This window comes from Wenzhouxiangella sp. XN201 (assembly GCF_011008905.1).
Classification (GTDB): Bacteria; Pseudomonadota; Gammaproteobacteria; order Xanthomonadales; family Wenzhouxiangellaceae; genus Wenzhouxiangella.
Genome location: NZ_JAAIVI010000017.1, coordinates 208,470 through 230,051, shown reverse-complemented (window position 1 = coordinate 230,051; position 21,582 = coordinate 208,470). Strand labels below are relative to the sequence as shown.

The following is a 21,582-nucleotide window of genomic DNA, read 5'->3' as shown; positions in this document are numbered from 1 at the left end:
ATTCAGTCGATTTTGAAAAAAATTTTTAACGTTACAAATCAATGTGTTAGTGGGCGGACTCCCAGTCTTTCCCACTACCAACTTCGACCAGGAGCTCGACTTTCAGTTCCGCCGCCGATTGCATACGCTCGACGACCCCGTCTCGAACCTTCTCCAGGGCGCCTTCCTCGACCTCCAGGATCAGTTCATCGTGGACCTGCATGACCAACTTCGCCGGCACCGATTCGGACTGGATCCAGGCATCGACATCGATCATGGCGCGCTTGATGATGTCGGCCGCCGACCCCTGCATGGGCGCGTTGATGGCGGCGCGCTCAGCCGCTTGCCGGCGCTGGCCGTTGCGCGAGCGAATCTCGTCGGCCCACAGGCGACGGCCGAACAAGGTCTCGACGTAGCCCTGCTCGCGCGCACGCTCGCGGATGTCATCCATGAACTCGCGCACACCGGGATAGCGTTCGAAGTAGCGGTCGATGTAATCCTGGGCTTCGCCCCGGGGCAGTTCGAGCTGGCGCGACAGGCCCCAGGCGCTCATGCCGTACATCAAGCCGAAGTTGATCGCCTTGGCCGCGCGGCGCTGGTCGTGACCGACCTCGTCAACGGCGAGACCGAACACCTCGGCGGCGGTGGCGCGGTGAATGTCCTCGCCGTCGGCAAAGGCAGCAAGCAGGCGCTCGTCGCCGGACAGGTGTGCCATGATCCGCAACTCGATCTGCGAGTAGTCGGCAGCCAGTAACACGGTGCCTTTCGGCGCGATGAAGGCCTTGCGGATCCGGCGGCCCTCGGGCGTGCGGATGGGAATGTTCTGCAGGTTGGGATCGGTCGACGACAGCCGGCCCGTGGCCGCCACCGCCTGGTGATAGTGCGTGTGGATCCGGCCCGTACGCGGATGAATCCGCTCGGGCAGGCGGTCGGTGTAGGTGTTCTTGAGCTTGGCCAGGCCGCGGTGTTCGAGAATCAGCTTGGGCAATGCGTGGCCTTCGATCGCCAATTCCTGCAGCACGTCCTCGGCCGTCGAGGGCTGCCCCTTGGGTGTCTTGCGCTTGACCGGCAGACCGAGTTGCTCGAACAGGATTTCCTGCAGCTGCCTGGGCGAGCCCAGGTTGAATTCCTGGCCGGCTTCCTCGTAGGCGGCTTCGACCAGTTCGCCCAGACGCTTCTCGATTTCACCGCTTTGCTCGGCCAGCACATCGGCGTCCAGCGCCACGCCGGTTCGCTCCATGCGGGCCAGCACGGGAATCAACGGGATTTCCAGATCACGGTAGACGCGGCAGGGCCCTTCGAGCTTCTCGAGCCGGGGCCAGAGATGTTCGTGCAGCGCCAGCGTGACCTCGGCGTCCTCGCCGGCGTATTCGGCCGCAGTGGCCACCGGCACCTGGTCGAAGGTGAGCTGCTTCTTGCCCTTTCCGGCGACCGATTCGAAAGAGATCGTCTGACGCCCGAGATAGCGCGTGGCCAGCGAATCCATATCGTGGCGAGTGCCGGTCGAATGGAAGGTATAGGACTCGAGCATGGTGTCGTGCCGGATCCCGTTGAGTGCGATGCCGGCACGCTCGAGCACATTGAGGTCGTACTTGAGATGCTGGCCAACCTTCGGCCGACTCTCGTCCTCGATGATGCCGCGCAGGGCCTCGATCGCTTCGCCGAAGGTGAACTCGTTGTCCTGATCGGCATGCGCCAGCGGCACATACCAGGCCCGGCCGGCCTCGATCGCGAAGGAAAACCCGACCAGGTCGGCGTCCAGCGGTTCCAGGCTGGTGGTCTCGGTGTCGAAAGCGATCAGCTCGGCTGATTCCAGTGCATCAACCAGGGCCTCAAGCTGTTGCCTTGTGGTGACTGTCTCGACTTCGAGTTCGCCGCCGGAATCCGAGCTTTCGCCTTCCTTGTCGCTGTACTGCTTCAGCCAGGTCGAAAATCCGTGGCGCTTGAGCAGCTCGATCATGCGCTCGCGGTCGGGTTCGGTCCGCTTGAGCGCCTCGAGCCCGCCCTCGAGTTTCACCGAGTCGTCGAGCGCAACCAGTTCACGCGAGAGCCTGAGCTGATCGAGTCCGGCGCGCAGGTTCTCGCCGATCTTGCCGCCAACTTCGTCGGCGTGCTCGATCACGCCGTCGAGGTCGCCGTAGGCTTTCAACCACTTGGCCGCCGTCTTCGGCCCGACCTTTTCGATGCCCGGAATGTTGTCAGACGTGTCGCCGGTCAGCGCCAGCAGATCGGCCACCCGTTCAGGGCCGACGCCGAACTTCCCTTCCACCGCCTCGGGATCGTAGCGCTTGTCCTGCATCGTGTCTTCGAGCACGACGCCGTCGGTAACCAACTGCGCCAGATCCTTGTCGCCTGAGGAGATCAGTACGGGCCGGCCTTCCTTACGCGCCCGGCGCGTGAGCGTGGCGATGACATCATCGGCTTCCACCCCCTCGACCACCAGTCGGGGCAGGCCCATGGCGTCAATCAGCTCGTGCAGCGGCTCGATCTGCGACCTGAGCTCGTCGGGCATGGGTGGGCGCGTGGCCTTGTACTCGGCGTAGGTGTCGTGCCGGAAGGTCTTGCCCGGCGCGTCGAAGATCACGGCGGCATACTCGGGCTCATATTGCTCGATCATGCGCCGGACCATGTTGGCCACGCCGAAAACCGCTCCCGTGGGCCGGCCATCCCCGCTGGTCAGGCTGGGCAGGGCGTGGAACGCGCGATACAGGTAGGACGAACCGTCAACCAGGCAGAGTGGCGAAGTGTCGGACATGGAACGGGTTCCGTGGGCTGAACACGGGTCATGATAATGCAAGCCTGGACCCCGCCACCGGCTTCCACGTGACGGAACTCCCGATACTGTGCATTACTGATAGACTGGAATCAGTCGATCTGGCGGAGGTTCCCATGAAACGATTTGCCATGCTGTTGCCGGCACTGATGATGGCCGGAATCACAGTCGCCCAGGACGAGGAATCCGATCAGCCAACACCTTCGGACGCCCCACCACCACCGCCGATTCGCGAACCGATGCCGCCCAAGGTACAGGATCCCGACGAACAGATCGCGCCACAGGTGGTCATCCGCCGCGAGGACGATCGCATGATCGAGGAGTATTCATCCGACGGCCAGATCTACATGGTGAAGATCACGCCCCTCGGTGGCGGGCCGTCCTACTACCTGATCGACACCGACGGCGACGGCGAACTCGAAAGCCGCCACGAGCATATGGAGCCGGTGATGCCAGCGTACTGGAAGATCGCGGAGTGGTAGTTTTTTGGTTGGCTGGTTAGCTGGTTGGCTGGTTAGCGTGTTGGCTGCTTAGCTGGTCGGTCAGGGCCAGATACTGTTCAAGCGTCAGCGTCTCCGCGCGGGCTTTGGGGTCGACGCCGGCTGATTCGATCTGTTTTTCGTCCAGCAAGCCCTTGAGCGCGTTGCGCAGGGTTTTTCGGCGCTGGCCGAAGGCGTGGCGGACGACTTTTTCGAGAGCGGGCAGGCGTGCGAGCATGGCTTCGTCGAGTGCCTTGGGCCGCATGCGGATGATGGCCGAATCGACTTTCGGCGGCGGGTTGAAAGCTTCCGGTGGCACGCTGAACAAGCGCTCCATGCGGCAGTGAAAGCCGGCCATCACTGACAGGCGCCCGTACTGCTTCGACCCCGGCTGGGCCACCAGGCGGTCGACGACCTCTTTTTGCAGCATGAAGTGCATGTCCACGATGGCCTGGCGCCAGCGAAACAGGTGGAACAGGATCGGTGTGGAAATGTTGTAGGGAAGATTTCCGACCACGCGGACACGCTCGCCGGCCACCGCGGTCAGGTCGATTTCCAGCACGTCGGCCTGGATCACTTTCAGCCGCTCGGGGAAACCCAGGCGTTCGGGCAGCGCCGCGGCCAGGTCGCGGTCGAGTTCGATTGCCGTTATCCGCGCGCCGGCTTCCAGCAAGGGGCCCGTCAGCACCCCTTCTCCGGGACCGATCTCGATGAGGACTTCATCCGCAAGCGGCCGAATGGCTGAAACCAGTCGGCCAATGACCGTGGCATCGTGCAGGAAATGCTGGCCGAAGCGCTTGCGCGGCCGGTGTGACTTCATTGTTCCGGACGCCGCAGGCTGCGCGCCAGATTGACCGCCGCGATCAGGCTGCCGGTTTCGGCCTTGCCGCTGCCGGCCAGCTCCAGCGCCGTACCGTGGTCGACCGAAGTCCGGATGAACGGCAGGCCCAGCGTGACGTTGACGGCGTGTCCAAAACCAACGTGCTTGAGCACGGGCAGGCCCTGGTCGTGGTACATCGCCAGCACGGCATCAAACTGGCGCAGGCGATCCGGCACGAAAGCGGTATCGGCCGGCAGCGGGCCGACCAGGTCGATGCTACCGCGCAGCGCCTTCATGACCGGCTCGATCACCTCGATCTCCTCCCGGCCCAGGTAGCCGCCCTCGCCGGCATGCGGGTTGAGTCCCAGCACGGCGATCTTCGGCCGCCGCAGATCGAACTGCTGGCGCAGTGCCTGGTCAAGGATGCGCAAGGTCGATTCGAGCCGCTCGCCGGTGACGGCATCGGCCACTTCGCGCAGGGGCAGGTGCGTGGTCACCAGGGCTACGCGTACGCGGCCGGCAGCCAGCATCATCACGACCCGTTCGACATCAGCCCGCCCGGCAAGGAATTCGGTATGACCGCTGAATTCAATGCCAGCCTGGTTGATCACGCCCTTGTGCACCGGCCCGGTGACCAGGCCATGAACGCGGCCGGCCAGGCAGTGATCGGCAGCAATCTCCAGACATTCGAGAACGTAGGCGGCGTTGGCCGGATCGAGCCGGCCGGGCTGGACCGGCGCCTTGAGCGCCACCGGCAGACAGCGGATGCCGCCAGTGGCGTCGGCCCCGACGCCGTCCACTTCCAGCACCGGGGTTTCAAGGCCGATCGCCCCGATGGTTTGCCGCAGCAGATCCGGATCGGCGACGACGATCAGCGAGGGATCGAGTGCCGCCACACGGCAGGCCAGCTCGGGGCCGATGCCCGCCGGCTCTCCCGGCGTAATCAGTAGTGGCTGCAGGATCGTGCCGGCCACACCCGGCCTACAGGCGAATCTCGACGAAGGACTCGCTGCGGAGCTGGCGCAGGAAACGATCCACCTCTTCCTGTGCCTTCTGCTCGGACAGCATTTCACGCGCTTCGGACCGAAGCACCTCTTCGGTGCGATCGCTCTCCCTGACCTCCAGCAACTTGATCAGATGCCAGCCATTCGGACTCTGGAAGGGATCGCTGAGCTCACCCGGCTCGAGCGATTCGACCTGCTCGCGTACATAGGGTCCATAAGCGCCGGCCGGGAACCAGTCGAGCAAACCGCCGAGATTGGCGGTGGACTGGTCACTGGAATATTCGCGCGCCAGTTCGGCAAAGTCCTCGCCGTCTTCGATCCGTTCGCGCAGATCCTCGATGCGCTCGCGCGCCTCATCGGTGGTGATCAGTTCCGACGGGGAAATCAGCAGGTGCCTGGCGCGATACTCCGTTACGATCACCTCGCTACGCTCGCGCACGTCGCGCACCTGCAGGATGATGACGCCGGCAGGCGTGCGCAACGGTTCACTCACCTCGCCCGGTGAGAGCCCCTCGACGGCATCGGCAAAGACCGGCGGCAGCGCGCTGATATTGCGCCAGCCAACGTCGCCGCCCTCGAGCGCATCGGGCGCCTGGGAATAGCTGATCGCCGCCGACGAGAAGCTCATGCCCTCATCGAGCCGATCGTAGATTTCCTCGACCCTGGCTTCGGCCTCGCGAAACTGGTCGGGCGAGGCCGATTCCGGCACCGAAACCACGATCTGCGAAAGCAGGTATTCGCGGCCGCCGAACTGATCGGAAGCCATCAGGATTTCAACCTCGGTATCGCTGATCTCGTCCATCGAGCTCATGACCCGCTGCTGCAGCCGCGATATCATGATCTCGTCCCGGATTTCGCTCCGGAACTGCTCGAAACTCGTACCCTCGGCCTCGACCGCCTGACGCAGCTGACCACCAGTGAGTTCGTTTTGCCGTGCGACGCGATTGAGCGCGTCGTCGACGTCGGCGTCGGAGACCCGGATGCCGGTCGACTCAGCGCGCAAAATCTGCAGGCGTTGCATGATCAGCCGCTCGAGCACTTGCTCTTCAAGCACATTGCGCGGCGGCAGATTTTCACCGCGACTCTCCACCTGGCGCACGATGCCATCGATTGCCTGGTCAAGCTCGCTTTGCAGGATCACGTCCTCTTCGACCAGTGCGACGATGCTGTCGATCGGCTGGCGTTCGGTCTGTGCCATGAGCACCAGCGGAAGGCACAGGGCCAGCGCCGGCAGAATTCGTATCATTGCCTTTGTCATTGCAATCTCGATCTTCCTTGGTGTGATGTCGTTCAGTAACGGGCCTGGTCGGCGAACAGGCGGTACGGCGCTCGCCCGACACTGCCCAGTCCCTTGAGAACCAGCTCGACGAAAAACGCCGTGCGCTTGTCGGACTCGCGATCGCTAACCCATTCGCGGGCCGTGAAGCGCAGCGACCAGCAGCAACTGTCGTACTCGACGCCGCCGAGCACCTCCAGTGTCTCATTTTCCTGGAAGGAATACGTTACGCGGCCGATAAGATTCAGGTTTTCATTGACCGGGTAGCGAAAGCGAACATCGGCCTGGTCGACCCGGTCCTGGCGGAAACGGTAGCCCAGCGCGACCTGCTGGCCATCATCCCCGCCCCAGTTCAGACCAAAGCGCGCCACTTGTGTTTCATCCGATTCCAGGTCGTACTGCAGTCCCGCGTTCAGCGCCACCTGACGGGCAGGTCGCCAGGTCATCTCGGCCACGGTGGCCGACTGATCGCGCCGTTCGCGCGGTTGATCGTCGAGCTGAACCCGCAGATCGGTGAAATGAAAGATCTGCCCGACGCTCATCTCGAAGCGGCTGTAGCCGTCCCCGGCATCGAGCAGGCGCGAGGTGAGCGCCGCCGTGAGCTGATTGGCGTCACCGTGCCGATCCGGTCCACTGAAGCGGTTGTAGTGGAACAGCTGGCTGAAGCCGAAGGTCAGTTCGCGGGTGTCGAAATCCGGCAACGCGTCCTGGTCGCGGTAGGGCACGTAAAGGTAGTACAGGCGAGGCTCTAGGGTCTGGATGCGGTCGCCGTCGAGGGCGCGCTCGAAGGCCAGGCCGGCATCGACCGTGGCCACCGGCATGGTCCGGGTCGGACTGGACTCGTCCGCGCCGTCGAGCTGGTAGGCCGTCGAACGTACACCGAGGCTCGGTCGCAGATGCCAGCCCGGCGCCACGTAGTCGTAATGCACGCGCGGAAACAGGTCGACGCGCCCGCCGGTCGTGCCCTGCTCACGATCGAAATAGACCAGTTCACTGTCAAGCGAAAAGCGCAGACGCCCGGGCAGCGGACGATCGATCGTCAAGGTCGTTCGCGGCAAACGCCGGTAGGGCTCGCGCGACGGCCCGACGCTTTCGTCGAGCACCTGGAAGACATCGGCCTCCAGTGCCAGCGCCCAGTAGCGCCCGCTGCCACGCAGGCTGGCCGCGGAACGCAGGAAGGGAATGGACGAGGCATGCAGGTCGCCGCCCAGGTCGACGAAATAGTCATCGTCGCTGGCTCGCTTGAGGCTGGCACCGGCAGCCCAGTCCTGAGCGAGCCGGGCATGGTAGTCGAACTCGCCGAAGTAGCGGCCTCGGTCGGCGCGCCGATCATCCGGCAGCCATTCGATTTCGAGTTCACCGGATTGTCGCGGCGTCAGAAAGCGGTGCTCCAGCCCCAGCATGGCGCCGCGCTTTTCGATCCAGCGACCGGTCAGGGTGGCATCCTGATTGGGCGCGATGTTCCAGTACCAGGGCACCGAGATATCTACGCCGTCATCGGCCGAATAACCGAAACCGGGATAGAGGAATCCGGTCTTGCGACGGTCGTCGAGCGGAAAGGTCAGCCACGGCGTGTAGAGCAGCGGTACGCCCTTGAAGGTCAGTCGCGCATTGCGCGCCGTGCCCACCCCTTCTTCGAGGTCCATGTCGACCCGCGAGGCCTGGAGTTGCCAATCTGGCTGTTCCGGCGGACAGGTGGTGAAATCGAAAGTCTGGAGACGGGCGTGCTCGGGATCGAACATTTCGACCGAGGCGGCCGAACCACGTCCGGTCGTGCCGGGAATGGTGTAGCCCACCGTCTCGAAGCGTCCGGCCCGGCCGCGTGTGTCATACCGGGCGCTGCCGGCATCGACGTTGAGCTGCGGCCCGCTGTAGCGCATCCAGCCGGGAATATCGACCCGCCCGGTTGCCGTGTCGTAGATCAGTTCGTCGGTCTCGAGTTGCTGGCCGTCCTGCACCAGGCGAACGCCGTCGCGAAACGTCACGAGCCGGCCGCGCTCGGCGGAAAATGTTTCCGCCTGGATATCGGTGGACCCGCGCAGGCTCTCCGGCGGCCGCTCCGGGATGCGCAACTGGGCCGGCGGCGGGCAGGACAGGGCCTCACGCTGGGCCAGGGCCGAGGCAGGCGCCAGGGCAACGGCAATCGCGGCAGTCAGTAGACGAAGCGGGTACAAGACGGAATCCGGCAGCGGGCGAACCGGTAAAGTTTGCACATCCCCCGCCATTGTTCAATGCCCGCCGTGCAGAAACGTCGCTCTTTGTTCGGCATCGGCCTCGCTTAGCCGTTCGACGTGCTGGTACAGGCAAGCCAATTGGGCATCGCAGCGTTCGTGAAATAACGCCTCGAACGCCTCGATGCCGGACTCGTAGGTGGCCACCAGTGCCAGGTGGGCATTGTTGATGGGCCGGTCGATCCAGCCCTGCAGGCGATCGCCGCCGGGACGCTCGGTCAGCGCTCGCAGTTCATCTTTCAATCTCTCGAAGGCCTGTACACGCGCCTGCTCCAGCGCGGATTCTTGTTCGAGCGTCGCGAACTGCTCGGCCAGACGCTGACGGGCATCCAGCAGGAGATTTGTAAGCTTTGCGTCGAGTTCCCGCTCGGCGCGCCACGCATCCAGCGCTTCGTCATCGCCGCGCTCACCCAGCCAGCGGCGAACCCCCTCGCGCCCGACAAAGGTGGCGAACGCCTCGTTGAAGGCCGTATCGCCGGACACGTACAACAGCTCGTGACTGAGCTCATGGAAGATCAGCTCGGCCAGGTGGGCATCGGACAGGGTCAGCATGCTGTCGAGCACCGGGTCAGCAAACCAGCCCAGGGTGGAATAGGCGGTGGCCGGGAAGACAGCCACGTCCAGGCCCTCTTCGGCCAGGCGGCGGGCCTCGGACTGGGCGCGCTCGAGGCGAAAGTAACCGCGATAGGCCAGGCAGCCAACCAGCGGATAGCACCAGGTCTCGGGCACCACTGAAAAGCGCGGAGCGGCCACCACGTTCCACAACGGGGCGTCTCGCTCGAGATCCGCGTAGAGGGTGTAACTGCGGCTGTCGGGCAGGCCGAGTTCCCGGGTGGCAAAGGCACGCATTTCGAGCACGGTTTCCAGGCGATGCCGCAGCGGTTCCGGCGTAGCGGGATCGGCGATCTTATCTGCGATATCCTCGCGTTTGGCGAGCACTTCGATCTGCCCGCGCGCAGCCTGGCCGTACCACGCGATCGTGGCACAGCCGCTGACGAGCCCCGCCATGACCACAAGGAGCACCGACTTGAGCGACGACTGGTACCTGGACGACGAATTCTGGCGCAACTTCGGCTCGCTGATGTTCAATGCCGAAACCTTCGCACGCGGCGAGGCGGAAGCCAAGCAGCTGCTCGAATTACTCGGTCACCCCACCGGCCGGGCCCTCGACCTGGGCTGCGGCCCCGGCCGCCATACCCTGCCGCTGGCACGCGCCGGCCTGGACGTCACCGCGGTCGACACCAGCCCATCGCTGCTCGAACAGCTCGAGGATGCACGAGGCGAGCTGCCGATCGAGACCGTGCACGCCGACATGCGCGAGTACGTGCGTGAGGCGGACTTCGACCTGGTCATCGTGATGTGGACCAGCTTCGGCTACTTCACCGACGAGGCCGATCATCGCCGGGTCCTCGAAAACATCCGTACCAGCCTGGCGCCGGGCGGGCGCCTGGTCCTCGACCTGGTCGGCCTGGAATACCTCTGCCACAACCTCCAGCCCGTGCACCTGACCGAATACGAAGATGGTCGAATGCTGGTCGAGCGCCCGGCGCTGATTGAGCAGATGCGCCGAGTTGAAAATGAATGGCTGTTGATCGAGGGCGACCGTGTCCACCACCGCCAATGGTCCCACCGGGTCTGGTCAGCCGGAGAAATTCGATGGCTCCTGGACGCCGCGGGGCTGGAGACCGAGGCGATCTACGGTTCGTACGACGGTGACGACTATGACCTGGAAGCCGAAAGGCTGATCGTTGTCGCGAGCGCTCGCTAAAGCTGCATTCTGAAGAAGGCGATCGGCATGTCCTCTCGACGGGCAATCGTCTCGCGGGCGCTCTTGATGCACTCGAAGCGCAGGCCAAGTTTTTCGGCCACGGCCTTGGAGGCAGTATTGGGCGGGTCGATGACGGCCACCAGGGTTTTCAGCCCCATCACGTCACGGGCATGATCGACGAACGCGCGGGCCGCCTCGGTGGCAAAGCCCTGTCCCCAGTGTTCCTTCCAGATCCACCAGCCGAGCTCGAACTCGCCGTCGTCGAGCTGCTGCAATCCGACCAGGCCGATGACCTCTCCCGTCTCGCTGAGCTCGGCCGCCCCAAAACACACGCCGTGCTTCGCCAGATGCCCCTGCTGGCGCTCGAGCATCTCGTCAATCGCCTCGTCGGACCAGGTCCGTCCCTGGGTGACATAGCGCATCATCTCCGGGTCGCGCACCATCCGCTCGAGCGCGGGACGATCCTCCGGTTGCCAGGGCCGGATGGTCAGCCGCTCGGTCCGCAGTGTGGTCACTTTCAGCCCACCAGAATCCCGGCCCAGGCGGCGTTGAGCAGCGACACCAGCGTTCCGCCGAGGACTGCCTTGAGGCCGAGCTGGGCCAGATCAGGGCGGCGTGAGGGCGAAATGCCGCCGATACCGCCAATCTGGATGGCGATCGAGGCGAAGTTGGCAAAGCCGCACAGCGCGTAGGTCGAGATCAACACCGCGCGCTCGGACAGCTCCGCCTGCATTTCGGTCAGCGCCACGTAGGCAACAAACTCGTTGGCGACGATCTTCTGGCCGATCAGCCCGCCCACGGCCACGGCCTCGTCCAGCGGCACGCCGGCAAGGATGGCCAGCGGCGCGCAAACCCAGCCGAGGATCAGGGCCAGCTCGATCGGCTGGCCGACCAGGCTTTCCAGGCCGGTGATCTGGCCGAACCAGCCCAGCGGCCCGTTGATCAGGGCGATCAGCGCCAGGAAGGCGAGCAGCATGGCGCCGACGTTGAGCGCCAGTTTCAGGCCCTCGCCGGCACCGCCGGCGGCAGCCTCGATCAGATTGGTATGCGGCCGCTCGATGGCAGTGCGCACGCTGCCGGCTGTTTCCGACTCCTGTGTTTCGGGCATCAGCAGCTTGGCCACGACCAGGGCTGCCGGGGCGGCCATGATCGAGGCCGAAATCAGGTGCTTGGCGAAGAAAGCCTGCTGCGCCGGATCGGCGCCGCCGAGCAGCATCACGTAGGCCGCCAGCACACCGCCGGCGATGGTCGACATGCCGCCGGTCATCAGCGCGAACAGCTCGGACCGGGTCATGCCGGCAATGAACGGGCGCACCACCAGCGGCGCCTCGGTCTGGCCGACAAAAACATTGGCGGCGGTAGCCAGGGACTCGCTGCCGGAGACTTTCATGAAACGGGTCATGACCCAGGCCATGACCTCGACCAGCTTCTGCATGATGCCGACGTGATACAGGCAGGCCATCAGCGAGGCGAAGAAAATGATCGTCGGCAGCACCTGAAAAGCGAAGATGAAACCGAACTGCTCGGAGTCGGCCAGCGGCCCGAAGATGAATTCGGCGCCGGCACTGGTATAGCCGATCAGCGTGACGAACAGTTGCCCGAGCTGATCGAACAGGATCTTGCCCAGCGGCACCCACAGCACGAAGATGGCCAGCAACAGCTGCAGCACCAGGCCGACGATGATCGTCTGCCAGGCAATCTGCCGGCGCGCCGCGGACAGGGTCCACGCAATGCCCAGCAGCACGAAAATGCCGGCCAGGCCGAGAATGCTCTGGATCACTAGGTTCGACTCCCTCGCTTTATTCGCGCCGCTACTTTTAACACATTTGCCCGGCACGACGCCGTGACTCGAACGCCCATTCGAAGACTACAATGAGACCGTATCCGGATGGACGCCGGCCTGCCTGGCCGGTTTCGTCGCCCGTTTTCGTTAATGGGGTACAACGAACTGCGGCCTGCGCGCGACACCACGCGCAGTGCGGCATCCGACGACTGATTGCAGGAGGAAGAATGATGTACATGAGATTGATTGCGGGCCTGTGCGCCGTGGGAATGCTGACTGCATGCCCCGCCCAGACCACCACCCAAGTGCGCGACAGCGGCCAGTCGCCCAGCATGGAAGAAGCCCGCTCGGCCGCCTATAACGGCCCGCAGGCGCGCATCGCCGTGGCCCGCTTCGAGAACAAGGCGGGCAGTTCGGGCAATTGGTGGAACCAGTCCATCGGTGATGGCATGGCCGACATGCTCACCACCGCCCTGTTCAATTCCGGCCGCTTCATCGTGCTCGAACGCCAGGCCATCGACGACGTATTGGGTGAACAGGACTTCGGCGCGAGCGGCCGCGTAAGGGAAGACACCGCCGCGGCCATCGGCGAGATCGAGGGTGCCGAACTGATGGTCGTCGCCGCCATCACGGAGTTTTCCGAAAATGCCAGCGGCACGCGCGGTTCATTCGGTGGCAGCCGCATCGGTCGGGTGATCGGCGGCATTGCCGGCGGCTCGAGCAGCGCGCACATGGCCATCGACTTGCGCATCATCGACACCAATACCAGCCGCGTCCTGGCCGCCACCAGCGTCGAAGGCGAAGCCAAGGACTTCGACATCGGCGGCGCCCTGGCCGGCTACACCGGCAGCCACGCCCTGGGCGGTTCGCTGTCAACCTGGGAAAACACGCCGCGCGAGAAGGCGCTGCGCCAGGTCATCGGCAAGGCGGTGGAGGAAGTCGTGCGCCGCACGCCCCAGCGCTACTACCGTCACGGCGGTGGCCAGTCGGCTAGCTACCAGGCATCCAGTTCCGGCGGCAGCGGCGGTGGCAGCGGCGAACGCGTCGTGATCACCGCCAACTCGCTCAACGTACGCTCGGGCCCGAACGGCGAAAGCGCCGTCGCTTACAGCCTGTCTTCAGGCAATATCGTCAACGTGACAGCCCGCGCCGGCGACTGGCTGCAGGTTCGCGACGACCAGGGCCGCACAGGCTGGATTGCATCGGAGCACACGCTCGAAGTGCAGTGATTGGGGCGACTGTCGTCGCCTGACGTTTGAGGGGCCCCGCTGGTTGGCGGGGCCCTTTTTATTTGCGCGGTTTTTGTTGTGCGGCGGCGCTGGTTTGGCTGTCGCCACCGGCCGCCGTGGCGGCCTCGACACTTCAAAAGCGGTTTCGTCCGCCTGCTGCGCAGGCACAGGAATGGCGGGCGCCACGGGTCGCGGCGCGGGCCTCGACAAGTCAACTTCTGTTTCGCCCGGCTTGCTTCGCAAGCTCTTTGGGCGAGTAACTTTTGTCAGTCGCGACAAAAGTCACCAAAAACGCTCTTAGAAGACGCGGTTGTTCCGCAGGACCAGATGGCTTCAGGGCTTAACGGAGATACCGCTTTTGCCTTCGCGAGGGCTCGGTCGTGAAACAGGGCGTTTTCGATAAAGTCTTGGCGTAGCCCGCACCCAGACAGCACGACTTCGATCGGGGTCGGCTTCGATAAATGATGAGACAGAAACCAGAGCTGGTACGCCACTCGAAGTCGCAGTGCCCGATGCGGGCCGCGCCAGGCGTTATCGCAAGCCAGCATGTTCCGCAGCCGGGCCAAAGCGAAGCCCCAGCCGTAGTCTGTGAAGCCGCTCCGCGGCGAGACTTTAGAGGCGTAACCGCCTGCTTTTAAGCGCGTTTTTTGGTTACTTTTTTCGCGCGGGAAAAAAGTTACCCGCCATCAGCCCGCGAAGCGGGCGGGCGGAACAGAAGTTGACTTGTCGGGGCTCGCACAGCGACCCGTGGCGTCAGCCAATCCAGCGCCTGCGCAGCAGGCGGGCGCAACCGTTTTTGACGTGTCGAGGCCACCACGGCACCCAGTGGCCCCACGTCAATCAAATTGACTCCGAATTCCCTCCAACCACGGCCGCACTGACTGCACAGCACGCTCAGTCGCGTTCAAGGAGGTAAATTCGATCTGCTCGACCGGCGAGGTCCCCAGTTGCTGCATGGCGTGCAAGTCGTAGGTGGTCGCCTCGAGTTGGGCGATGTAGGCGGTTTCGACGCGGTTGTAGTACTGCAGTTCGCGCTCGCCGGCCGGCAGGGCGCGGGCCACCACCACGTAGCGGGCGCCGGCTTCCAGCGCGGGTTCGGACAGGCCCGCCAGGTCGACTTCTTCGTCTTCGACATAGCGGCGGTAGCCGCTGACGAAGCTGCGCTCGATCAGTGGGTGATTGCCTGTACGCAGGGCCGACTCGATTTCGCGCACCATCGGGTCGGCGATGACCGGATCGCCCACGCCGATTACGACCACACCGCGCGGTGGCGGTGCGGCTGCCGGCTCGGGGCGGGTTTCTGCGGGCGCCATCGCCGCGTCATTGGCTTCGGTATCGGCCATGGCCATACTGCGGTTGTCATCATGCGAACCGGACTCTGGCACGGGCTCCGAGGATTCGGGCACGGCTTCGGCAACGTCGGCTTCCGCTTCGGCCGAATCCGGATCGGAGGCCGCCGTGTCGGACTGTGCCATTTGTTCTTCATCTTTGACGGCGGACAAATTCGGATCGGAGTCGCCGGTTTCGTTCGACGTCGCCTCCGGAGCGGCATCCCCCGACTCCTCGGCCACGGCCTGTCCGGCGCGGGCCACTGCCGCGGCGCCGCTTGGCGTGGCCGGATCGGGACCCTCCGAAACCGCTTCGTCATCGGCCTTCTGTGATTCCGACGCAGTCGGTTCGGATGACTCGGCAACCGACCCGGCCGGGTCTTCGCTGCTGCCCGGCAACCAGGCCGTCGCGCGCTGCCAGGCGGAAGGATCCAGGCGCGCCACTCCGAAACCGGCCGCTGCCAGCACGACCAGCAGCACAGCGGCGATGGCCAGCCAGCGTCCAGCGCGACTGGATCTCTTCTTCGGTACCGGTACGGGGTGATGCGTCCTGCTATTTTCCTCAATCACAGCCGTCGCCTCGGGCGCACTGGCCGTAGCAGTCGCGGTGGCGGCGGTCTGCATGCGCCCGGTGGCCAGCGCGGCAGTCACCTCTCGCTCGGCCGTTGTCGGTCCGGAATCGGAGCGCTCTACCGGCTCGGTTCGGCCGGTCTTGAGCGGTGCCATATCGGACAGCAGCGCCGACCAGTCGGCATAGCGGTCTTCCGGCTTGACCGCCAGCAGCTTGCGCAGGATCGACAGCACGCGCTCGTCGACCCGGCCTTCCAGGGCGGAAAGGTCCGGGAAACCCTCTTTTGCCAGCTGCGCGAAGGTCTGCTTGAGATCATGCCCGGGCATCAGCCGCTCGCCGGTCAGCATCTCGTAGTAGACGGCGCCGAGCGAGAACATGTCGCCGCGCGCATCGACGGGATCGCCGGTGAGCGCCTCGGGCGGCAGGTAGCCGGGCGTGCCCATGATGGTCTGGCTGCCGGTTTCGGACTGTTCGGCCACCGCGCAGGCAATACCGAAATCGGTCAATACGGCGCGTGCGCGCCGGTCGAGCATGATGTTGCCAGGCTTGACGTCACGGTGGACGATGCCTTCCTCGGCGGCGGCCGAGAGCGCGTGGGCAGCCTGCTCGGTCACCCGGCGGGCCATCTCGGGCGAGCACTGGCCCTCGCGGTCGATGAAATCGGCCAGCGATTCGCCGTCGACATACTCCATCACGAAATAGGGCTTGCCCTCGTGCTCGTCGGCGACGAAGATCTGCGCGATGTTGGGGTGATTGAGCGCAGCCACGTTGCGCGCTTCGCGCAGGAAGCGGGCGACGACGATTTCGTCTTCGCTCAGTTCCTCGCTCAGGCACTTGATGGCGATGAAGCGTTCGAGCTTGGGATCGAGCGCCTTGTAGACCACGCCCATGCCGCCGCGGCCGAGTTCGCTGATGATGTGATAGCGTCCAAGCACCTGCGCCATGTCCGTCTCCTTCTGCCCCGCTCCCCGGCCTGCTGCGGCCCTGTGCCCGGCAATATAGCAGAGGGTGGCTTAAACCCCGGATGAACCGATTCCAGCCGTTTTGCCGACACCTTCAGTTAACGGCAAATCGGCCTGGATTCGGCCATGGGAGGCAATTCGCCGGCGGCGATCAGTCGGTTTCGACGTAGACGCTGACTTCGCGCGTGGCGCGGAAGGTGATTTCGGGATGGCGTTCCTCGGCCAGCTGCAGGTTGACCCGGGTGGGCGCGAGGTAGACCAGCTGGCCGCCACCGTCTTCGGCCAGGTGACGCTCGTTCTTGTCGCGGAATTTCGCCAGCGCACGCTCGTCCTCGCAGCTCACCCAGCGGCAGGTAGCGACGTTGACCGGCTCGAACACGGCCTCGACGTTGTATTCGGACTTGAGCCGGTAGGCAACCACATCGAACTGCAACACACCGACTGCACCGAGCACCAGGTCGTTGCCGAACAGCGGCTTGAAGAACTGGGTCGCGCCTTCTTCGGACAACTGGGTCAGCCCCTTGGTCAGCGCCTTGAGCTTGAGCGGGTCCTTCAGCTGCACGCGCCGGAACAGCTCGGGCGCGAAACTCGGGATGCCGGCAAACTGCAGTTTCTCGCCTTCGGTGAAGGTATCGCCGATGCCGATCGTGCCGTGGTTGTGCAAACCGACGATATCGCCCGGGTAGGCGTACTCGGCCACGGCGCGTTCGTCGGCCATGAAGGTCAGTGCACCGTGCGTGCGCTGTTCCTTGCCCAGCCGGACGTGGTGCAGCTTCATGCCTTTCTCGAATCGACCCGAGCACACGCGCATGAAGGCCATGCGGTCGCGGTGGGCCGGGTCCATGTTGGCCTGCACCTTGAACACGAAGCCGGTGCACTTGTCTTCGGCCGGCTCGACAGCGCGGCCCAGGGTGGCGCGCGGCTGCGGCTGCGGCGCGTGCTCGACGAACTCGTCGAGCAGGGGAATCACGCCGAAATTGTTCAGGGCCGAGCCGAAGAACACCGGCGTCTGCTGACCCTGGAGATAGCGATCCAGGTCGAAGTCATGGCTGGCGCCCTTGACCAGCTCGATCTCGTCCCTGAGTTCGGCAGCGATGTCGCCCAGGGCCTCGTCGGCTTCCTTTGAGTCGATGCCGGGGATGATCTTCGGATCCTGGCGCATATAGTTCTTGCCCGACTCGTAGAGATGAATCTCGTCGCGGATCAGGTGGTAGATGCCCTTGAGCCTGCGCCCCATGCCGATCGGCCAGGTCACCGGCGCGCATTCGATGCCCAGCACTTCTTCGACCTCGTCGAGCAATTCGATCGGTTCGCGACCCTCGCGATCGAGCTTGTTGATGAAGGTGAAGATCGGCGTGTCGCGCATGCGGCACACGTCCATCAGCTTGATGGTGCGCTCCTCCACCCCCTTGGCGCAGTCGATCACCATCAGTGCCGAGTCCACCGCAGTGAGCACGCGATAGGTGTCTTCGGAGAAGTCGGCGTGGCCGGGCGTGTCGAGCAGGTTGACGATGCGCTCGTGATAGGGGAACTGCATCACCGAGGAGGTAATCGAGATGCCGCGCTCCTTTTCCATCTCCATCCAGTCGGAGGTGGCGTGGCGCGAGGCCTTGCGCGACTTGACCGAACCCGCGAGCTGAATCGCCCCGCCGAAGAGCAGGAACTTCTCGGTCAGCGTGGTCTTGCCGGCGTCCGGGTGCGAGATGATCGCGAAAGTGCGCCGGCGTTCGATTTCCGCGGTCAGGTTCGGCATGGTCATGAATCTTGGGAAAAACACGCCATTATACCGGCGCAGCCGGGTCCGGCGCATGGTCCGACGGCCAACGGATTTGCGTGAGTCAGATGACTCTCGTAGGATCAGTAAAGGGGACAGTTGGCATCGGCAAGGAATGGCGCATGAAGTGCACTCGATCCACCCGAACGGCCTTGACGGGCATCCTTATGGCTTTGGGCGGCAGCCTGTGGGCCACTTCACCGCTGGCTGACACGCCAGACCAGGATCTGCTGCCGCTGCTCTACGAAACCCTCGGCGGCGAAAACTGGCACAACAACGACGGCTGGCTCGACCCGGGCGTCGACTGGTGCGACTGGTACGGGGTGCACTGCTTCGAGACCGAATTCAGACGACTCGAACTGCCGGACAACAATCTGGCCGGCGCCTTGACACCCGAACTGGCAGAGCTGTTGTTCGTAAAACAGGCACCGAAATACGAAATTGATCTCAGCGGTAACGCCATCGGCGGCGAACTGCCCTACTTCCCCTGGCGCACCGAAACCGTGGACCTTTCCGGCAACGCCCTAACCGGCTCCCTGCCCGGGTTCACGGACGAAGAACGGCCCAACGATTACGTTCTCGAGCGCCTCAGGCTGGCCCGGAATGACTTCGAGGGGAGCGTTCCGGCCAACTGGGCGCGTTTGTTCCTTCGCTGGCTCGACCTGGCCGACAACCGGCTGGATGCAGGCCACGAATACGCCTTTGCCGCGATGCACACGGCCTGGCAGAGTTTCCTCCGTCTCAACGGCAACCGCTTCAGCGGCGTACTGACCGCCGAGATCACCGCTTACGCACTCGCCGAGCGCGGCGATTCGAACACCGGCGCCGGCCTCGACATCTGTTTCAACGATTTAACGGTCAACGACCCCGCTGTTCGGGACTGGATCGCGGCCCGCCACGTGGGCTCGCCGGACTTCGAACAGTGCCTGGGCCGGGAACGGACGACCGTGGATGCCACACTCAGCGGTAGCTGGTACCACCCCGAGCGCCCGGGTGAAGGGGTATCACTGATGATGCTCGAAAACGGGGCACCGCTGCTCTACAGCTTCTCCTTCGACTCCGAAGGTCGCCTGCAGTGGCTTTTCGAGGTCGGTGAATCGGGCGAGCACTGGCTACGGTGGGATCCATTGCGCGAAACGCGCGGCCATTTCGGCGAAGGAATCGCGCGCGATGACGACTACACCTTCATCCGGTCTACCGGCCGATTCCGTTTCGACCGCGTCGGCGAAGACACGCTGAGCCTCCACCGCCACTACTACGATCTGGTCGCCTGCGGCCCCTGGGGACCCCAATCGCCTCCCAGCGGCCCCTTGCTTTGCGCGCCGCCGCTGTTCGACGATCGACTCGACTACCAGCGCCTCTCGAACCTGGCCGGCACCACCTGCGACAACCAGAATCGCCAGACCCAGGAATTCTCGGGAGCCTGGTACAACCCCGAGCGCGCCGGCGAGGGTTTTATCGTCGAGGTCCTGTCCGACGGCAAAGCCGTCGTCTACTGGTTCACCCACAAGCCGGACGGCTCCGGAGAACAGGCCTGGATGACGGGTGTGGGCGAGGCCCGCTGGGTGATGCCCCTGCCGCCGAACACAACCAATGTGAGCCTGACCTTCGACGAGGTATATCAGCCGGTCGGCGGCCAGTTCGGGCCGGCGTTCGATCCGGCCGACTTGGAGATGGTCGATTGGGGCGAGTTGAGCATGCATTTCAGGGCACCAGACTCAGGCGAGATCCAATGGAACAGCCATCTTGAGGAGTACGGCACTGGCAGCTACGCAATCGAACGCCTGGCCCGGCCGATGCTGGCCGAGTGCGGGGAGCAATGAATATGAAACCTGCCAGGGCAGCACCGCCAATCCTGGCCGGTCTGGTGATTCCCCAGGCCATCCTGGCCACCTTGGCGCTGGTCCTGGCCGCCGGCGCGTCCGCGAGCCCGGCACCTCCGCCCCCGATCGATGAACTGACCGGTTTTTACGAAGCGACGGGCGGCGACAACTGGCGTCGCAATGACCACTGGCTCGACGAGGAGGTCCATCACTGCCAATGGTACGGAATCCGCTGTGATGCGGGCCTGTCGATATCGCCCATGACGGGGGTGGTACTGCCGGACAACAACCTGGTCGGCAATGTCGCCGATGCGATTGAATGGATCGAGACACTCCCCCTAGATTCTTCTAGTGCCCCGGCTCGGATCGACCTGACCGGAAACCAACTCACTGGAGAGTTGCCCCGGCTGTTGCCGTTCGATCAGCTGGACTTGTCGGAAAACCTTATCACCGGTGCGCTGCCGGAGATCGACGAGTCGACCGGCGAATGGCTGCGGACTCTGGATCTTTCCGGCAACCAGCTTAGCGGCCCGATTCCCGCGTCGTGGGCCGGACTGGAGCTGGCCGAGCTGAGGCTGGATCGCAACCGACTGACCGGGGAGATCGAAGTCGCCATTGATGCTATGTCCATGACTGATTCAATTCGGCTGGACCTGGCCGACAATCAGTTCAGCGGCCAGATTCCTGCCGCGTTGATGGCGCTCCTGCCGTACCCGCTGGATGAGCGTCAAACCGGCTCGATGGAAGACGGCTGGAAACCCGCCTTTCCGCCCGGACTGAACCTGTGCTGGAACGACTTCGACCCGCCGGCCGGTGAGCTGGCCGACTTCATCGCACTGCATCATCACGGCGGCCGCTTTGCAGAATGCCAGCGACCACAAGTCCCCATCGACCCCACCATCAGCGGCTCCTGGTTCAACCCGGACCGCAGCGGCGAGGGATTCGTGCAGCAGCTGCTCGACAACGGGCGGATGCTGCTGTTCTGGTTCACCTATCCCCGGGACGAGACCGCGGGCCAGCGCTGGTTCCTGGGCCTGGAGCCTGCCGGCGACACCGGGGTCTGGATGGAAGACCTGCTTGCGCCTGTCGGCCAATTCGGTTCTGGAGATCGCGAGTCCGAAACCCCGCGCGAGGAACTCGACCAGGAGATTCCTTTCCGACTGTCGATCAACCGCCTCGACGAGAAGGAGCAGCACATCGCCTACAGCCGCTCGGTGGTGCTCGGCGGCAGCGCGACCGGCCTGGCCTCCTTCGGGCTGGATTCCCTGCGCTACGACCAGATCGCCCTGAGCCAACTGGCCGGCACCACCTGTGAAGATCAAAGCGAATTTCAGGCGTATTCCGGTGCCTGGTACAACCCCGAGCGCTCCGGTGAGGGTTTTGTCGTCGAGGTCCTGCCCGACGATGAGATTGTCGTCTACTGGTTTACCTACAAACCCGACGATTCCGGCCAGCAGGCCTGGATGGTGGGCACCGGAACCATTGAGCACACCTTTACTGTGGCTGCACCGCCGCCGGGTCCAAATCCGGTCGGTATCGCGGAACTCGAAACCATGCACCAGCCCGCGGGCGGTGTCTTCGGCGCGGACTTCGATTCCACCGCTGTCGAGTTCGTCGAGTGGGGCAGCCTCACCCTGGAATTGCTCGACGACGGCAGTGCGCGTGTCCAATGGGACAGCCTGTTGGAGGGCTTCGGTAGCGGAAGCTACCCGCTCGAGCACCTCGCCCGGCCGATGCTGGCCGACTGCGACTGATCAGTCGGCTTCGATAAATGGCGGGATT

Annotated in this window: 15 protein-coding genes; 5 read left to right on the top strand and 10 right to left on the bottom strand. The window is 64.3% G+C overall.

What is annotated here, in order from left to right:
- Positions 1–46: 46 nt before the first annotated feature.
- Positions 47–2,734, bottom strand: coding sequence for a DNA polymerase I (gene polA, locus G4Y73_RS01585; RefSeq protein ID WP_164228710.1), 2,688 nt, complete (start codon positions 2,732–2,734; stop codon positions 47–49).
- Positions 2,735–2,868: 134 nt separating this feature from the next.
- Here polA and G4Y73_RS01580 point away from each other — a divergent pair, with 134 nt between their 5' ends.
- Positions 2,869–3,234 carry a DUF2782 domain-containing protein gene (locus G4Y73_RS01580; protein WP_205596444.1) on the top strand — a complete coding sequence of 122 codons (366 nt, stop codon included), beginning with the start codon at positions 2,869–2,871 and terminating at the stop codon, positions 3,232–3,234.
- A gap of 16 nt (positions 3,235–3,250) precedes the next feature.
- Here the strand turns inward: G4Y73_RS01580 and rsmA are convergent, their stop codons facing one another.
- Genes rsmA through G4Y73_RS01555 form a run of 5 tightly spaced genes read right to left on the bottom strand, consistent with a single transcriptional unit; the run spans position 3,251 to position 9,570 of the window.
- A complete protein-coding gene (rsmA, locus tag G4Y73_RS01575) occupies positions 3,251–4,051 on the bottom strand; it encodes a 16S rRNA (adenine(1518)-N(6)/adenine(1519)-N(6))-dimethyltransferase RsmA (protein WP_164228708.1) in 801 nt (266 codons plus the stop codon).
- Positions 4,048–5,025 (bottom strand): 4-hydroxythreonine-4-phosphate dehydrogenase PdxA, encoded by a 978-nt coding sequence (gene pdxA / locus G4Y73_RS01570; protein WP_346426811.1) that lies wholly within the window; start codon positions 5,023–5,025, stop codon positions 4,048–4,050. The genes rsmA and pdxA overlap by 4 nt, the downstream gene beginning before the upstream one ends.
- 7 nt (positions 5,026–5,032) lie before the next feature.
- Positions 5,033–6,301 (bottom strand): peptidylprolyl isomerase, encoded by a 1,269-nt coding sequence (locus G4Y73_RS01565; RefSeq protein WP_164228706.1) that lies wholly within the window; start codon positions 6,299–6,301, stop codon positions 5,033–5,035.
- A gap of 44 nt (positions 6,302–6,345) precedes the next feature.
- A complete protein-coding gene (lptD, locus tag G4Y73_RS01560) occupies positions 6,346–8,505 on the bottom strand; it encodes an LPS assembly protein LptD (RefSeq protein WP_164228704.1) in 2,160 nt (719 codons plus the stop codon).
- Positions 8,506–8,559: 54 nt separating this feature from the next.
- Entirely contained in the window at positions 8,560–9,570 is a 1,011-nt protein-coding gene (locus G4Y73_RS01555) for an aminopeptidase (protein ID WP_164228702.1), read from the bottom strand.
- On the opposite strand from G4Y73_RS01555, the gene G4Y73_RS01550 reads away from it, so the two are divergent.
- A complete protein-coding gene (locus G4Y73_RS01550) occupies positions 9,569–10,330 on the top strand; it encodes a class I SAM-dependent methyltransferase (RefSeq protein WP_164228700.1) in 762 nt (253 codons plus the stop codon). The two genes, G4Y73_RS01555 and G4Y73_RS01550, sit on opposite strands and share 2 nt — an antisense overlap.
- Here G4Y73_RS01550 and G4Y73_RS01545 read toward each other — a convergent pair.
- Positions 10,327–10,845, bottom strand: coding sequence for a GNAT family N-acetyltransferase (locus tag G4Y73_RS01545; RefSeq protein ID WP_164228699.1), 519 nt, complete (start codon positions 10,843–10,845; stop codon positions 10,327–10,329). The two genes, G4Y73_RS01550 and G4Y73_RS01545, sit on opposite strands and share 4 nt — an antisense overlap.
- A 2-nt stretch (positions 10,846–10,847) precedes the next feature.
- Positions 10,848–12,110, bottom strand: a complete 1,263-nt coding sequence (locus tag G4Y73_RS01540) for a nucleoside transporter C-terminal domain-containing protein (protein ID WP_164228697.1) — start codon at positions 12,108–12,110, stop codon at positions 10,848–10,850.
- A 239-nt stretch (positions 12,111–12,349) separates the two neighbouring features.
- Here G4Y73_RS01540 and G4Y73_RS01535 point away from each other — a divergent pair, with 239 nt between their 5' ends.
- Positions 12,350–13,342 carry a CsgG/HfaB family protein gene (locus G4Y73_RS01535; protein WP_164228695.1) on the top strand — a complete coding sequence of 331 codons (993 nt, stop codon included), beginning with the start codon at positions 12,350–12,352 and terminating at the stop codon, positions 13,340–13,342.
- Between the two features lie 836 nt (positions 13,343–14,178).
- On the opposite strand, the gene G4Y73_RS01530 is transcribed toward G4Y73_RS01535, so the two are convergent.
- Complete coding sequence (locus tag G4Y73_RS01530) at positions 14,179–16,185, bottom strand: serine/threonine-protein kinase (RefSeq protein WP_164228693.1); 2,007 nt, start codon at positions 16,183–16,185, stop codon at positions 14,179–14,181.
- Positions 16,186–16,354: 169 nt separating this feature from the next.
- Entirely contained in the window at positions 16,355–17,956 is a 1,602-nt protein-coding gene (locus G4Y73_RS01525; protein WP_164228692.1) for a peptide chain release factor 3, read from the bottom strand.
- A 143-nt stretch (positions 17,957–18,099) separates the two neighbouring features.
- Here G4Y73_RS01525 and G4Y73_RS01520 point away from each other — a divergent pair, with 143 nt between their 5' ends.
- Positions 18,100–19,800 (top strand): hypothetical protein, encoded by a 1,701-nt coding sequence (locus G4Y73_RS01520; protein ID WP_164228690.1) that lies wholly within the window; start codon positions 18,100–18,102, stop codon positions 19,798–19,800.
- Positions 19,801–19,802: 2 nt separating this feature from the next.
- A complete protein-coding gene (locus tag G4Y73_RS01515) occupies positions 19,803–21,554 on the top strand; it encodes a hypothetical protein (RefSeq protein WP_164228688.1) in 1,752 nt (583 codons plus the stop codon).
- The last annotated feature ends 28 nt before the right edge of the window (positions 21,555–21,582 follow it).

Bases quoted from the DNA above. Each gene is read 5' to 3' on its own strand.
- polA (WP_164228710.1), bottom strand. From the start codon at position 2,734: ATGTCCGACACTTCGCCACTCTGCCTGGTTGACGGTTCGTCCTACCTG.
- G4Y73_RS01580 (WP_205596444.1), top strand. From the start codon at position 2,869: ATGAAACGATTTGCCATGCTGTTGCCGGCACTGATGATGGCCGGAATC.
- rsmA (WP_164228708.1), bottom strand. From the start codon at position 4,051: ATGAAGTCACACCGGCCGCGCAAGCGCTTCGGCCAGCATTTCCTGCAC.
- G4Y73_RS01565 (WP_164228706.1), bottom strand. From the start codon at position 6,301: ATGATACGAATTCTGCCGGCGCTGGCCCTGTGCCTTCCGCTGGTGCTC.
- G4Y73_RS01550 (WP_164228700.1), top strand. From the start codon at position 9,569: ATGACCACAAGGAGCACCGACTTGAGCGACGACTGGTACCTGGACGAC.
- G4Y73_RS01555 (WP_164228702.1), bottom strand. From the start codon at position 9,570: ATGGCGGGGCTCGTCAGCGGCTGTGCCACGATCGCGTGGTACGGCCAG.
- G4Y73_RS01535 (WP_164228695.1), top strand. From the start codon at position 12,350: ATGAGATTGATTGCGGGCCTGTGCGCCGTGGGAATGCTGACTGCATGC.
- G4Y73_RS01530 (WP_164228693.1), bottom strand. From the start codon at position 16,185: ATGGCGCAGGTGCTTGGACGCTATCACATCATCAGCGAACTCGGCCGC.
- G4Y73_RS01525 (WP_164228692.1), bottom strand. From the start codon at position 17,956: ATGCCGAACCTGACCGCGGAAATCGAACGCCGGCGCACTTTCGCGATC.
- G4Y73_RS01520 (WP_164228690.1), top strand. From the start codon at position 18,100: ATGAAGTGCACTCGATCCACCCGAACGGCCTTGACGGGCATCCTTATG.
- G4Y73_RS01515 (WP_164228688.1), top strand. From the start codon at position 19,803: ATGAAACCTGCCAGGGCAGCACCGCCAATCCTGGCCGGTCTGGTGATT.